This is a genomic window from Cellvibrionales bacterium, from assembly GCA_016713115.1.
Lineage (GTDB): Bacteria > Pseudomonadota > Gammaproteobacteria > Pseudomonadales > UBA7239 > UBA7239.
The window spans coordinates 231,526-245,914 of sequence record JADJPU010000001.1; the positions used below are offsets into that span (position 1 = coordinate 231,526).

The window sequence follows — 14,389 nt, forward strand, 5'->3', positions numbered from 1 at the left end:
CGCTAAACTGACGGACTTTTGCCGACAGGGATCGGGAATACCAAGATGAGCAGACAAAGTGCATTCAATCGCGACGAGCTACTGGCTTGCGGACATGGCGAATTGTTCGGCCCAGGCAATGCGCGACTTCCCGTCGGCAATATGCTGATGATGGATCGCATCGTTCATATTTCTGAAACGGGCGGCAACTACGGCAAAGGCGAAATCATTGCCGAATTGGATATTCGTCCTGACCTCTGGTTCTTCGACTGCCACTTTATTTCTGACCCAGTCATGCCCGGCTGCTTGGGGCTGGATGCCATGTGGCAGTTGGTCGGCTTTTATTTGGGCTGGAAAGGCAATCCGGGGCGCGGACGCGCACTGGGCTCTGGCGAAGTGAAATTCACTGGACAAGTGCTGCCAACCGCGAAAAAAGTGACTTACCACATCCATCTCAGCCGTGTGATCGAACGCAAGTTGATCATGGGTATTGCGGATGGCGTGATGTCAGTGGACGGCAAAGAGATCTATCACACCAAAGATCTCAAAGTCGGTTTGTTTACTACCACCGATAATTTCTAACCGCTGCGGAGTGCTCCTCCGCCAGCACGACTGTTCCGCTGTGCCATAATGTCAGCATCCATTGAGCAATGAGGTTTAACGCATGAGACGAGTTGTCGTCACCGGCATGGGCATCACTTCCTGCCTAGGCAGCAATGCCGCCGATGTCACCCACTCCCTGCGCGAAGGTTTGTCTGGCATCCGCTTTAACGACACCTACCGCGATATGGGCTTCCGCAGCCATGTCTCCGGCTCTATCACCCTCAACTTGAGCGAATTAATCGACCGCAAAATTCTGCGCTTCATGGGCGATGCCGCTGCATTTGCCTATCTCTCTATGCAACAAGCCATTGCCGACGCCGGTTTAACACCCGAACAAGTGTCCAACCCGCGCAGCGGCTTGATCATGGGTTCCGGCGGTGCTTCTTCTTCTAACCAAGTCGAAGCCGCTGACATCATGCGTGAAAAAGGCATCAAGCGTGTCGGCCCTTATCGTGTCACTCAAACCATGGGCTCGACAGTGTCAGCCTGTCTCGCCACACCGTTTCAAATTAAAGGCGTGAACTACTCCATCTCCTCCGCCTGTGCGACCAGCGCGCACTGTATCGGCAATGCAATGGAACTCATTCAACTCGGCAAGCAGGACATCATTTTTGCCGGCGGCGGCGAAGAAGAACATTGGTCGCTGTCCTGTCTGTTTGATGCAATGGGCGCACTGTCCACGCAATACAACGACACGCCACAAAAAGCCTCGCGCGCTTACGATGCCAATCGCGACGGTTTTGTCATCGCCGGCGGCGGTGGCTGTTTGGTGCTGGAAGAATACGAACACGCCAAAGCACGCGGCGCAAAAATTTATGCAGAACTTGTCGGCTACGGCGCGACCAGCGACGGCTACGACATGGTGGCGCCATCCGGCGAAGGCGCTACGCGCTGCATGCAGCAAGCACTGGCCACGGTGAACGGAAACATTGATTACATCAACGCGCACGGCACCAGCACCCCCGTGGGCGATCTCGCGGAATTGAAAGCGGTCAAAGCAGCGTTTGGCGATGCGATTCCGCGCATCATTTCCACCAAATCACTGTCCGGTCACTCACTGGGCGCAGCCGGTGTACAAGAAGCGATTTACTCGCTGTTGATGCAGCAACACAGCTTTATCGCCGCCTCTGCCAATATCGAAACCATTGATGCCGAGGCAGAAAATATGCCCGTGGTGCGTCAGCGTATCGACAATGTCGATTTGCAGCGCGTGATGTCCAACAGTTTTGGTTTCGGCGGCACCAACGCTACGCTGGTGTTTCAAAAACTCTAATAAATAGCGAGCACAACCATGAGCGACAATGACACCGTGGAATACTACCCCGTCAGCGTCGCCCGAGCGGCTTGGTCTGACGAACAAGAAACCATTTTGTCCTGCCGTTCGCGCTTTATTGCCGGCATCGAAACAGAACAAGCGTTTGACGCCAGCTCCGAACACTATCTCGCCAGAAACAATGACACAGTTGTCGGCTACTTATGCATTGATAACGATGGTCACATCAGCCAAGCCGTCACACAAACCGAACACGCCAACGATATCGCGGAAGCGCTGATGCGTTGCGCTGTGTTGGATACGCCGCAGCGCGGTTTCGCACGGCTCTCTGCACCCACTTCGCATCCATGGAACGCCATCTTTTCCACCTTGGGTTTTTCCACCGAACGCAGCATCAACCCCAAAGTCACCGTGCTTTTTTTGCCACCAGATCGCAGTTTTATTACCAGCGGCTCTGATTTGGTGAGATTGGAATCCATCGATGAATTTCGCGCGCTGTCCGTTGAGCTCGTGCAGGCTGCGCGTTTTGGTTTGCTTATTTTTAGCGAAGATCTTGAAGACTGGCTGTACGACAATGATGCCTTCGCCGATGCGGTAATGAGTTTGGTGCAAAGACAGCGCAACACTAGCGTGCGCATACTCATACGCGACACCAGAGTCATTCTTGAGCGCGGGCATCGCTTACTGCGCCTCAGTCATCGCGCGTCTGAAAAAATTCAGATCCGCAAGTTGCCAACCACGGTTGCTGAAAAATTCCCCAATTATCTGATCACCGATGACAAAGGCTTGCTGTTCCGACAAAACCCTCAATCAATGCAAGGCATCGGCTATCACGACTACCGTGCACGCGTAAAACCGTTGTTGGAGGATTTCAAACAACTGTGGGCGCGCGCCACCACGCCTCCCGATTTGCAGCAACGCACGCTGTAATTTTAAGCCGCCCCTCCTAAAAGCGCGGAGCAACAGCGCGCCGTTATAATGAGCGCTTCTTTCTGCGTTACTGGAAAACACCGCATGGCAGCCGCCAATGTTGACCCCTCTGAAATTGCCAAATTTGAAGCGCTAGCCGACCGCTGGTGGGATCCGACCAGCGAGTTCAAACCGCTGCACGATATCAACCCGCTGCGCTGCAACTACATCGACGAGCGCGCGCCACTGGCAGGGAAAATCGTGCTGGATGTCGGCTGCGGCGGCGGCATTTTGTCGGAAGCGATGGCGCAGCGCGGCGCACAGGTCACCGGCATCGACATGGGGCAAGCGCCACTGTCCGTAGCGAAGCTGCACGCCTTGGAAAGCGGCGTGACTATCGACTACCAGCAAAAACCCGTCGAGCAACTGGCCGCCGAGCAGCCTGCGCACTACGACATCGTGACCTGCTTGGAGATGCTGGAGCATGTGCCCAGCCCCGCCTCCATCATCCGCGCTTGTGCCGATCTCGCCAAACCGGGTGCGAACCTATTTTTCTCCACCATCAACCGCAACCCCAAGGCCTACGCCTTCGCCATTGTCGGTGCCGAATATCTGCTGAAGCTGCTGCCCAAAGGCACCCATGAATACGGCAAATTTATCCGCCCCGCTGAGCTGGCTAGCTGGATTCGCAGCGCCGGCCTGATACTCGAAAACACAACGGGAATGACCTATAACCCTTTGATTAAAAAGTATTCTTTGTCGAGCAACGACATCAGCGTGAACTACATAGTCCACGCGAGAAAGCCGAGCTAACTCAATGAAATTAAAAGCAATTCTGTTTGATTTGGATGGCACTCTGCTCGATACCGCCCCCGACTTCATTTTTTGCGTCAATCAGCTGCGTGAACAACTGGGCAAACCACCACTGGCAGAAGCTGCCATTCGCGCACAGGTCTCCAACGGCGCGCGCGCCATGACTCGTCTAGCAGGAGAACTCGGCGAAGGTGATCCCGCGATTGATACACTCAACCAACAGCTACTGACCATCTACCAAGAGGCGTTAGGCAAGAGCAGCACCCTGTTCCTCGGCATACATGACAGCCTGTGTTGGGCAGTAGAGCGCGGCATGCACTGGGGCATCATCACCAACAAGCCCAGCCGATTTACCCTGCCGCTGATGGCACAGCTGGATGTGCCGACCGCGCCCAGTACCGTGGTCTGCCCCGACCATGTCTCGCGCAGCAAGCCCGACCCAGAGCCCATGCTGCTGGCCTGCCAACACTGCGGCTGCGAGCCATCCGAGGCTATTTACTTTGGCGATCATGCACGCGACATCGAAGCCGGTCGCGCCGCTGGCATGCTCACCGTTGCCTGCGAATGGGGCTATATCGACCCCAACGAAAACATTGAGCACTGGCAGGCTGACTTCCGCCTGCGCTCCGCCACCGAAATCCCTGCATTGCTGGCTAAACTGAACGCATGAAAACCATACACACCTTGCCTGTTGGCTATTCACCTCGCACCAACCTCTTGGCGGAACGCGTGATCCTCGTAACCGGCGCTGGCGATGGTATAGGCCGCGCCGCCGCCCACAGCTTTGCCGCACACGGCGCAACCGTCATTCTGCTCGGCAAAACACAGGCGAAGCTGGAGCTGGTATACGACGAGATTCTCGCCGCCGGCCATCCGGAGCCGATGATCCTGCCGCTAGATTTGCAGTACCTCACGCCGGACACCGCGCAGGCCATTGCCGACACCATCGACGAAGAATTGGGGCGACTGGACGGCTTGCTGCACAACGCCGCCCTGCTTGGCACCGTCACCCCCATCGCCGATTACAGCCCCGAACGCTGGCAGCAAATCATGCAGGTCAATGTCCACGCCGCCTTCCTGCTCACCAAAGCCCTGCTGCCGCTGCTAACACAAGCACCCGATGCCAGTATTCTGTTCACCACCTCCTCGGTTGGTCGCCAAGGTCGCGCCTTTTGGGGCGCATACGCCGTGAGTAAATTTGCCGTGGAAGGCATGATGGAAACACTGGCCGATGAACTGGACGAAGTGACAGCCGTACGCGCCAATGCCATCAACCCCGGCGGCACGCGCACGCGCATGCGCGCCGCGGCCTACCCCGGTGAAAACCCCAATACACGCCCCACAGCCGATACACTGATGCCGCTGTACCTATACCTGATGGGCTCCGATAGCCGCGATGTCACTGGCTGCAGCTTTGATGCCCAACCCACCACATAAGTAAAACATCACAAAAAAAAACAGAGAGAGACACCGATGAAAACCTTGCTCGCCATACTCCTGTTCTTTACCAGCCTGCATGCCAGCGCTGATGTGTTTAAGTGGACTGACAAACAAGGTGTGGTGCACTACGGCGACAAACCACCCGAGCAAACTGGAAAAGATGCCTCGGCCGATACTGTGGCAGAACTATCACCCGTTCAAATTTTGAGTGATGGAAAAGTTGTTAATCCACAACAGAATACCGTTCAACTCGCCAAATTATTTGACAATGAAGGGAAACCAGCTCCAGATAATTTGCAGGGGTACGCTGAAACCGCCACAAAAATTCTCGAACAACTAAAACAAATCATCGGCAGTGCATTAGAAAACACCATGATTCAAATCGCCGCATGGCGCAATACAACACCCACAATCTCAAACGACACTATCAGCACCAATGCCAATACCAGCACCAATACAACCGCCTCCGCCAACAAAGTAGAAATCTATACCGCCCCTTGGTGTGGCGCTTGCAAAAAAGCCAAGCAATGGCTGCGTGAAAAAAATATTTCGTTTCAAGAATACGATATCCAAAATGATGCCAACGCGGCACTGCGCATGAAAAAAATGGGCGGTGGTGGCGGGATTCCGTTTACCATTATTAACGGCAACACCATTGAGGGCTTTAGCGCATACCGCTATTCATCCGCACTGCACTAACACCTACGCGCCGCGCATGGCTGTGAAAATTACGCCCACTGGATTTTTCACTGGCTTATTGTGGGCAGCTACACTATTTATTTTTGTGGCGCTGCGCCTCGACACCAGCCCACGCACTTATTTTCAAATTGATGATCAAATTGTTGTGTGGGCCGTAGACGATGCCGTCAACAACGGTAATTGGCAACCGGATTGGTATCGCCTCGGCGATCAAGCTGCACAACAAAAAGGCGTTCCATCCACCGTAGTGCGCGATGCACCCGCGCGCGATCATCATTACAACTTTAGCGGCCACATGCTGCTTTCTGCCGCCATTGTTAAACCACTGCGACTATTCGGCATCATCACACCTACGATTGTTTTGCTGCATCACATTGCGCTGTTTTGGGATGTTGTCAGCCTATTGTTTGTTGTGCTGGCTGCGAGACTGATTGGCGGATCCAACCTCGCACTGTGCAGCGCCATTCTTTACACAATTTTTCCGCTTGCCGTGCAAGGTAGCCACTACGCCAGACCCGACGCACTGCTCACGGCCATGGGGTCAATTTTATTGTGGTTAGCCCTCAAAAGGACGCTTGGAAAAACAGCACTTGGCTACTGGCTAACGGCTTTGTACTTGGCGTTGCCACTGCAGGAAAAGCCAGCCAACTGATGCTCGGCATTTTTCCTGCATTCGCCTGCTGCACACCATTGTTGCACGCGGAAAATCGCCACACAAAAACACTGCTGAATATCGCCCTGCAAGGTGCCCTGCTATTGGCTCTAGTGTTTGCCGTCTTACAAATGATGTTTTGGTTTGGCGATATGAGCGCGCGCGATTTCTGGCTCAGTGTGCGTAGTGTGCAGTTGTACTACCAAAATCCACAGCCGCCTGAAACAATGGAACACTTCAACTTTTTTATCCAACTCAACAATATTCTCGCCTATTTTTATGCCACGCTAGGTTGGCCTTTAATTCTTGCCAGTTTTGTTGGCGCAACCCTCCTCGCTCTACGAAAGCAAACATTCACCCTGCTATTACTGGCTATTCCTCTGCTATTTTTTTTGCTGTATTTCTCCAACATCCCTGCTTTTTTTGATCGCAGTTTTTGCGGATTGGCTGCAGCGATGGTTTTGTTGCCTGCCATCGGCATCACCGCCATCACACAGAAAGCCCCTATCAAAATACTTGCATGGGTGTGCTTAACACTTCTTGCGAGTTGGAAGCCCATCACCATCCAACACTCACTACAAACCAATTTGTTGCGCACGCACCACAATGACAAACGCTTGGCGTTTCAACAGCAACTCAAGCAACAGTGGTCAGACAAAACAGGAAAGACTTACTGGATCAAAAATGTAGACCGCCGCGACCTTTTCTCTCAAGCTTTACCTGAGCCACTCGACGGCAATCCGCGCATTTTTATGGTGGAAGATCTAAACGATTACAACTCGCGCCTTTATCTACAAAAATTGCGCGATAACGGCTATAGCCAAATCGCCAGCTACGAAGGCGCATTTGCTGACATGCCCACCAACAGCTTAATCACCGTACATGAAGCGGCGCGTTTTTATTATTTTGTGCGCAGCGAACACTAGTCGGCACACCGCGAATTCGCTAAAAAGCGTCCTCACACCACAAATAACAAAAAAGAATAAACTTAAGTAAATTAAATCTTTCAGTTATAAGCGGACAACCGCTAGGATGCCCATCCACTCCTAGCAACATTGGCTACTGAAGGCTTTATGCAATTCGAATTGTTTGGTCTACACCTTGAATGGATCTATGTACTGTCTGGACTCGCCGTGGGCTTTATCGTCGGTATGACGGGCGTAGGCGGCGGCAGTCTGATGACGCCTATCCTGCTGTTCTTTGGTATCCCGCCCACCACCGCGGTCGGCACAGATTTACTGTATGCCGCTATCACCAAAGCTGGTGGCGTGGCTGTGCATCAACGCAAAGGCAATATCAACTGGCGCATCACGGGGCTGTTGGCGCTGGGCAGCCTACCTGCGGCAGTGCTGACACTCTTCGTTATGCATCAAGTCGGCTTTGAAAGTAAGCATGTCAACGACACCATCAAGGTGGCGCTGGGCGCGACGCTGGTATTCACCGCCTTAGCCATCGTGTTCAAACAAAAATTGCTGCATTGGAGCCACAGCAGCAACGCCATTTTTACGCGCATGACCATGCCGCAGCGCGAAAAAGCCACCATTGTCACCGGCGTTATCTTGGGTGTTGCCGTTACCGTCACTTCCATTGGCGCGGGCGCACTCGGCACCGTGGCTCTGTTTTTAGTATTCCCCATTCTTCCCGTGGCGCGCTTAGTCGGCACTGAAATTGCACACGCCGTACCACTAACCTTGGTTGCCGGCCTCGGCCATGCAGGCTTGGGCAATGTGAACTGGGATTTGCTGGTGAATTTGCTGATAGGCTCACTACCCGGCATCTATGTAGGTAGTCATCTGACCGCCGCTGTGCCAGAAAAAATCTTGCGCCCTACGCTCGCTACCATCATGGTTTTGGTCGGCGCGAAACTGGTGATGGTCTAACGATCCAGAAACAAACACAGTGCTAACATGGCAGGAAATCTCCATACAGGACACTTTGAACATGACTTCCCTGCTTAATCAGTTGCGCACATTTTCTGAAGTGGTTTCTGACACGGGCGACATTGATGCCATCGCAAAATTCAACCCCGTTAGCGCCACCACCAATCCATCGCTGTTATTAAAAGCCAGCGTGCTGCCGGCCTATGCCTCACTGATTAACGACAGCGTCGCATGGGCAAAACAACACGCACCAGCAGCAGATACCGCCACAACGGCGCAATGGGCTGCTGTGATATTAGCTGTAAAAATCGGCTGCGAAATTTCAAAAAAAATTACCGGCCGTGTTTCTACCGAAGTGGATGCTCGTCTGTCTTTTGACACAACGGCCACTATTCAGCGCGCTCGCTTGCTCATTCAACTTTACGAGCAGCACGGCGTTACACGCGATCGCGTATTGATCAAAATCGCCTCCACATGGGAGGGTATACAAGCAGCACGCGTGTTAGAAAAAGACAACATCCAGTGCAATCTCACCCTGTTATTTTCTTTTGCACAGGCGCGTGCCTGTGCCGACGCGGGCGTGTTTCTCATCTCACCGTTTGTCGGTCGCGTGCTGGATTGGCATGTCAAAAATACCGAGATCAAAACTTTTATTCCCGCTGAAGAACCTGGCGTTGCCTTGGTGAAAAAGATTTACCAGCACTACAAAACACACAGCATCAACACCGTGGTGATGGCAGCCAGCTTTCGCAATTCTGGTGAAATTATTGCGCTAGCGGGTTGTGACAACCTAACCATCAGCCCCGCCCTGCTCGACGAACTGAGCAACACCCAAGGCACACTGCAACGGCAACTGACAGCAAACCGTGCCACGGCAAAAAACTTTCCCTCCATCGACGAAAAAACCTTTCGCTGGCAAATGAATGACGATGCAATGGCGACAGAAAAATTAGCCGAGGGGATTCGTTTATTTACTGCCGATCAAATTGCACTGGAAAAACAGCTCGCACAACGCCTCACCTGATTTCATCAAACATAAAAAAGCCCGCGGCGATGCGGGCTTTTTTCTTTCCGGATGCGCCGAAAGTTAGAAAGGAATATCGTCATCATGGAATTGATCAAACCCTGCTGACGGCGCAGATTCTTGCTGACGAGCACCGCTCGCATTTCCACTGCGGCTGCTGCCTGTGTTTTGAGCGCGTGGTTCGCTGAAACCAGTGTTATCACCACTGCGGCTATCTAACATCTGCATTTCGCTAGCAACGATTTCCGTGGTGTATTTATCCTGCCCGTTCTGATCTTGCCACTTGCGTGTACGCAGCGAGCCTTCCACATAAACCTTACTGCCTTTCTTCAAATAATCGCCGGCAATTTCACCCAAGCGACCAAAAAATACGACACGATGCCACTCAGTGCGTTCTTGATTTTCACCAGTTTGCTTGTCTTTCCATGTTTCGCTGGTAGCCAGCGTGATGTTGGTGATGGCACCACCACCGGGCGAAGTACGAGATTCAGGGTCCTTACCCAAATTTCCAACCAAAATAACCTTATTGACGCCTCTGGCCATAAAAACGCTCCTTAATCCTCTGTATGAATGAATACCGCCCGCCCGACACTGGCGAGTGGCGCTCGCGCACTATACTGGATATTCAATCAGTATCACAAGCACGGCGCAGTTATTCTGAGACGCGTAAACGATCCAGCGCCGCACGGTCCAAGAGCGCATCATCGACCTTGAGATAGGCCATGTTTTCCTCCGGCACCACCAACACCTGCGCCACACCGGTAATGGTATGCAGCTGCTCGCGCACCGCATTAGCATCGCCTTGAAAACGCAGCATGATATTCAGTAAGTATTGCGGCGCTTGCATGGTTGCCACCAACCAACACCAACCCGCAGCGGGCAACGCCAAGATCCAAAACAGCCAGCGCGGTTCCCCCCAATGCAACATCAAACCACCCAACGCACCGCCGGCAAAAGTGCCCAAAAATTGACTGGTGGAATACACACCCATCGCTGAACCTCTGCCACCGGCAAAAGCCTGCTTGCTCACCAGCGATGGCAACTGCGCTTCTAGCAAATTGAAGGCAAAGAAAAAGAAAAATAATCCCATCACTAAACCAGTATTAAATTGATAAGCCGCACCGAGAAACAACAAAGCGAAGACCAACACGGCAACAGCCAGCACAAATACTTCTTTCACCAAGCGTTTTTTTTCTGCGATCACCATCAGCGGAATCATGGCAATAAACGAACCACCTAATACAGGCAAATACACTTTCCAGTGTTCACTGCGATCCAAACTCATTTGCGATTCCAACAAACGCGGCACCACCACAAATGACGCCATGAGGATCATGTGCAAACAAAAAATACCGCCGTTCAAACGCAGTAATTGTGGATCACTCAACACGCGCCACAGTAGTGAAGGCACGGGCAGTGTGTCACGGTGCGGGGAATGCAGTGTTTCTACAGGCGGCTCTGGCAACACAAACAACACCAGAAAAAATCCTGCCACACCCAAGGCAGCTGTTATCCAAAACACACCCGACAAGCCGCTCCAATGTGCCAAGATGGGGCCCAGCATCATCGCTACGCCGAAAGAAACGCCGATGGATGCACCGATAGTAGCCATCGCTTTGGTGCGATTTTGCTCGGAAGTGAGATCCGACACCATTGCCATGAGCGTGCCAGAGATCGCGCCAGCTCCCTGTAAAGCGCGACCGATAATCAAACCGTAAATCGACGATGACAGCGCCGCCACGACGCTGCCCACCACAAACAGCGCAAGACCCGCAATGATGATGCAGCGCCGCCCCACACGATCAGAAAGTACACTCAGCGGAATTTGCAGCACGGCTTGGGTTGCGCCATACATGCCCATGGCGATACCGATTAACACCGGCGTGCTCGCCGTGTAATTGGCACCGTACAGCGACAGTATCGGCAGCACCAAAAACAGCCCCAACATACGCAGGGTATACAAAGACGCCAGCGTGCTAACTGCGCGCTTTTCCTGTTGCAAATTGACGGGCACGAGAGGACTCCAAAAACAGCGCCGCTATTCTACAGGGCGCTACCCAGAGAAGGCAGCGTTGGGGCTATTTTTGCAGGGTAATGTGTTCTGTCGATGGCGCAGGCGGTGCAGCGGGCGGCTTGACCTGCCCCATATCACTGCCGGCGGGCGCAATGTCTACGCCACTAGTGTCGATATTAACGGGCACAAACACCTGTTTTTCCTCTTCGCGCAACACATCCGCGCCCACGGCATCCAGCGACAGCTCACTCAGGTCGATGTCACGAGGAATAAAAGGCTTCTGCGGCACTAAATCTTCACCAGCCGCCGCGAGCTGATAAGCCGCGAGATTAACTTGACTCTGCACCACAGGGCGCGGAGGCTCTAACGGCTCCTCCGGCTCATCAGAAAACAATTTCGGCTTCACGATTTTCAAATGGCTGATATCCACTTCCACCGGCGCAGGCGCTTGGGTTTCGCTCGGACGCAATAAATTGGAACCCGCCGCCGACAGCGACCACGAATCTTGTGGCGCAGCGCTTACTGCAACAGGTGCAGTTGCCGCTGGGGCAGCAGAAGCAGCTGGTTGAGGTACGGGCGCGCTAGCTGGTTGCGCCGCCGGCGTTGCTGCCTGCGGTGCAAGGGTTTGTGTTGCAGCGGCACGAATTTCTACCGCAGCGCCGGCCTGCTCTAAAACGGTTTTGAATTTGTCAGCCGTGGCGCGATCACAATTGGCTTTCAACGCCAGAGGCTTGCCACTAAAAAAGTTCTCGGCTTTGGCGAGATCCATTTTGAACAACTGGGCAAAACGCGCTTTGACATCGGCCAAGCTGTGCCCCGGCAAAATTTCGCCGCGAAAGACCACATTGAACAACTCGTCTGCCATGCTTTACTCCAACTGTCCTGCACTTCGCTACAGCGTACACTGCACCGATATAATGGCAACCACTATTACAGACCGCAACCACGCAGATCGCCGATGAACCCACTCGCCTATAGCGATGCCGAACGCGCCGCTGTCTATCGCGCCATCGCTGAACGGCGCGACATGCGCCATTTTCTGCCCGACCCCGTTTGTCCTGAGGTACTGCACCGTCTGCTACAAGCGGCCCATCACGCGCCCAGCGTGGGCTTTATGCAACCATGGCGCTTTGTACGCATCACGGATACCACCCTACGCCAAGCACTGCACGCACTGGTTGAGGAGGAACGCGTTGCGACCGCCAAAGCACTCGGTGAACGCGAAGACGAATTCATGAAGCTGAAAGTAGAAGGCGTGCTCGATTGCGGTGAAGTGCTGGTGGTTTCGCTAATGGATCGCCGCGAACAACATATTTTTGGTCGCCGCACCCTGCCGGAAATGGATCTCGCCTCCGTGTCCTGCGCCATTCAAAATCTTTGGCTGGCCGCGCGCGCTGAAGGTTTGGGCGTGGGCTGGGTATCGCTGTTTGATCCACAAAAACTCAAGCAGCTTTTGCGCATGCCGGCAGGTAGTCACCCTGTTGCCATTTTGTGCATTGGCCATGTCACACAGTTTTATGACAAACCCATGCTTGAGCAAGAAAAATGGGCAACACGCGCTGATTTATCGACGCTCGTATCCGATAACCAATGGCCGGAATAGCTCACGCACGACTTGAACAATCACGGCTGATACGCAGGATTTTTTGGCAACTCAACAACACCGCCACTCGCGACCAACCATTGCTTCAATGCCTGCAACATCTCCGCGCCGCGTTTTTTTTCCACCAAAAACTGATTGTATTTTTCGAGCGGATCTACACGAACATTGTATAACTCTGTCGGCGCGCCATCGTAATACCAGATCAACTTCCAATTTCCTCGGCGCATGGCAACAGCCGGCGTCTGCGTAAAACCTTCTTGCGGCTTTAGCTGTAAATTACCCTGCTCACCTTCCTGCTCTTCCGTGCTGTCCGTGGTATAGCCCGGTAAATACCAAAATAGATCGCGCTGGGGAAATGCTCGCGACGGCGAAAAAATGAGTGGCGAAAGATCTGTTCCATCCAGTAATAGCTTTTTGATATCAATACCCGCCAACGCTGCAAAAGTTGGATAGATATCGACACCAGAAACCGGCACATCCGTTTCAGCTGCCGCTTGGTTTCCTGGCACCAACCACACCATCGGCACATGGATGCCACCTTCGTACAACTGCGACTTTTGCCCGCGCTGCGCATTGGGATCGCGCACGAAAGGATAACCGCCGTTATCTGACATCAACACGATAGTCGTATTTTTATCGAGCCCATCTTTCGCCAATTGCGCACGCAGTTGCGCAAGCCCACGATCAATATGCTCAATCATCGCCGCATATTCTGGGTAGTAATCAGACATTTCACAGAATGTTAATTTTGATTTCTTACCACAAAAAGCCTCGCGCTTTTCCTCATACTTTTTCTTGGCCTCTGCCGGCGCTTGAATAGGAAAGTGCGGCGCGTAATGCGACAAATAAACAAAAAATGGCTGTGTTTTGTGTTGCTCAATAAAGCGCAGCGTTTCTGCGTTGAGGCGATCCGTCAAATACTCACCGGCAGGTGCGTTTTGCACATTGGGCAATTGCGTGGAATACGGTGCAAAGTGTGATTGACCCACACCACCACGATGCCCTGCAATATTAAGATCAAAACCCTGCCCTTCTGGGCCGCGCACAGCGCCGTGACCGAGATTCCACTTGCCAATACTCGCCGTGGCGTAGCCATGATCACGCAACAACTCCGCTATTGTATAAACCTGTTCCGGCAAAAACATTTTGTTCTTGGGCGTTAGTAATTTGCGTTTTGTCACATCCCCCATATCGCCGGTTGCCACGGTGTACACACCGGTGCGCGGCGCGTATTGCCCCGAAAGAATCGCTGCGCGACTCGGCGCACAATTCGGTGCATCAGCATAAGCTTGCGTAAAAACCACACCATCTTTTGCCAACTGATCTATCGCTGGCGTTTCCACAAAATCATTGCCAGCAAAGCCAACATCGTGCAAGCCCAAATCATCCAGCAGAATAACGATGAAATTCATCGGTTTTTTAGTGGGTACTTGTTGTATCTCTGCCGCCACAACAGGCAATAAAAAAACCATGGCAGCACAACAAGAACGAAAAACTTTT

Annotated in this window: 16 protein-coding genes; 12 read left to right on the forward strand and 4 right to left on the reverse strand. The window is 52.9% G+C overall.

What is annotated here, in order from left to right; genetic code table 11:
• The first annotated feature begins 45 nt into the window (after nt 1-45).
• The 11 genes from fabA (at nt 46) to tal (ending at nt 9,272) form a co-directional block, all read left to right on the forward strand.
• Entirely contained in the window at nt 46-561 is a 516-nt protein-coding gene (gene fabA / locus IPK30_01135) for a 3-hydroxyacyl-[acyl-carrier-protein] dehydratase FabA (protein MBK8101937.1), read from the forward strand.
• Nucleotides 562-643: 82 nt separating this feature from the next.
• Nucleotides 644-1,855 (forward strand): beta-ketoacyl-ACP synthase I, encoded by a 1,212-nt coding sequence (fabB, locus tag IPK30_01140; protein MBK8101938.1) that lies wholly within the window; start codon nt 644-646, stop codon nt 1,853-1,855.
• An 18-nt stretch (nt 1,856-1,873) separates the two neighbouring features.
• Entirely contained in the window at nt 1,874-2,785 is a 912-nt protein-coding gene (locus IPK30_01145; protein MBK8101939.1) for a hypothetical protein, read from the forward strand.
• A gap of 84 nt (nt 2,786-2,869) precedes the next feature.
• Complete coding sequence (ubiG, locus tag IPK30_01150) at nt 2,870-3,577, forward strand: bifunctional 2-polyprenyl-6-hydroxyphenol methylase/3-demethylubiquinol 3-O-methyltransferase UbiG (GenBank protein MBK8101940.1); 708 nt, start codon at nt 2,870-2,872, stop codon at nt 3,575-3,577.
• Nucleotides 3,578-3,581: 4 nt separating this feature from the next.
• Complete coding sequence (locus IPK30_01155) at nt 3,582-4,247, forward strand: HAD-IA family hydrolase (protein MBK8101941.1); 666 nt, start codon at nt 3,582-3,584, stop codon at nt 4,245-4,247.
• Nucleotides 4,244-5,014 carry a YciK family oxidoreductase gene (locus tag IPK30_01160; protein ID MBK8101942.1) on the forward strand — a complete coding sequence of 257 codons (771 nt, stop codon included), beginning with the start codon at nt 4,244-4,246 and terminating at the stop codon, nt 5,012-5,014. The genes IPK30_01155 and IPK30_01160 overlap by 4 nt, the downstream gene beginning before the upstream one ends.
• 36 nt (nt 5,015-5,050) lie before the next feature.
• On the forward strand, nt 5,051-5,716 hold the full coding sequence (locus IPK30_01165; protein ID MBK8101943.1) for a DUF4124 domain-containing protein: 666 nt from the start codon (nt 5,051-5,053) through the stop codon (nt 5,714-5,716).
• A 16-nt stretch (nt 5,717-5,732) separates the two neighbouring features.
• Complete coding sequence (locus IPK30_01170) at nt 5,733-6,368, forward strand: hypothetical protein (GenBank protein MBK8101944.1); 636 nt, start codon at nt 5,733-5,735, stop codon at nt 6,366-6,368.
• Nucleotides 6,269-7,294: a hypothetical protein gene (locus tag IPK30_01175; GenBank protein MBK8101945.1), complete on the forward strand. Its 1,026-nt coding sequence runs from the start codon at nt 6,269-6,271 to the stop codon at nt 7,292-7,294. The genes IPK30_01170 and IPK30_01175 overlap by 100 nt, the downstream gene beginning before the upstream one ends.
• 147 nt (nt 7,295-7,441) lie before the next feature.
• Nucleotides 7,442-8,248 carry a sulfite exporter TauE/SafE family protein gene (locus IPK30_01180; GenBank protein ID MBK8101946.1) on the forward strand — a complete coding sequence of 269 codons (807 nt, stop codon included), beginning with the start codon at nt 7,442-7,444 and terminating at the stop codon, nt 8,246-8,248.
• Between the two features lie 61 nt (nt 8,249-8,309).
• Nucleotides 8,310-9,272: a transaldolase gene (tal, locus tag IPK30_01185; GenBank protein MBK8101947.1), complete on the forward strand. Its 963-nt coding sequence runs from the start codon at nt 8,310-8,312 to the stop codon at nt 9,270-9,272.
• Between the two features lie 63 nt (nt 9,273-9,335).
• Here tal and ssb read toward each other — a convergent pair whose 3' ends face one another.
• The 3 genes from ssb to IPK30_01200 form a co-directional block, all read right to left on the reverse strand.
• Nucleotides 9,336-9,815: a single-stranded DNA-binding protein gene (ssb, locus tag IPK30_01190; GenBank protein MBK8101948.1), complete on the reverse strand. Its 480-nt coding sequence runs from the start codon at nt 9,813-9,815 to the stop codon at nt 9,336-9,338.
• A gap of 109 nt (nt 9,816-9,924) precedes the next feature.
• Nucleotides 9,925-11,274: an MFS transporter gene (locus tag IPK30_01195; protein MBK8101949.1), complete on the reverse strand. Its 1,350-nt coding sequence runs from the start codon at nt 11,272-11,274 to the stop codon at nt 9,925-9,927.
• 76 nt (nt 11,275-11,350) lie between these two features.
• Complete coding sequence (locus IPK30_01200; GenBank protein ID MBK8101950.1) at nt 11,351-12,151, reverse strand: hypothetical protein; 801 nt, start codon at nt 12,149-12,151, stop codon at nt 11,351-11,353.
• 93 nt (nt 12,152-12,244) lie between these two features.
• On the opposite strand from IPK30_01200, the gene bluB reads away from it, so the two are divergent.
• Nucleotides 12,245-12,889 carry a 5,6-dimethylbenzimidazole synthase gene (bluB, locus tag IPK30_01205; GenBank protein ID MBK8101951.1) on the forward strand — a complete coding sequence of 215 codons (645 nt, stop codon included), beginning with the start codon at nt 12,245-12,247 and terminating at the stop codon, nt 12,887-12,889.
• 20 nt (nt 12,890-12,909) lie between these two features.
• On the opposite strand, the gene IPK30_01210 is transcribed toward bluB, so the two are convergent.
• Nucleotides 12,910-14,361 (reverse strand): sulfatase, encoded by a 1,452-nt coding sequence (locus IPK30_01210; protein ID MBK8101952.1) that lies wholly within the window; start codon nt 14,359-14,361, stop codon nt 12,910-12,912.
• Between the last annotated feature and the right edge of the window lie 28 nt (nt 14,362-14,389).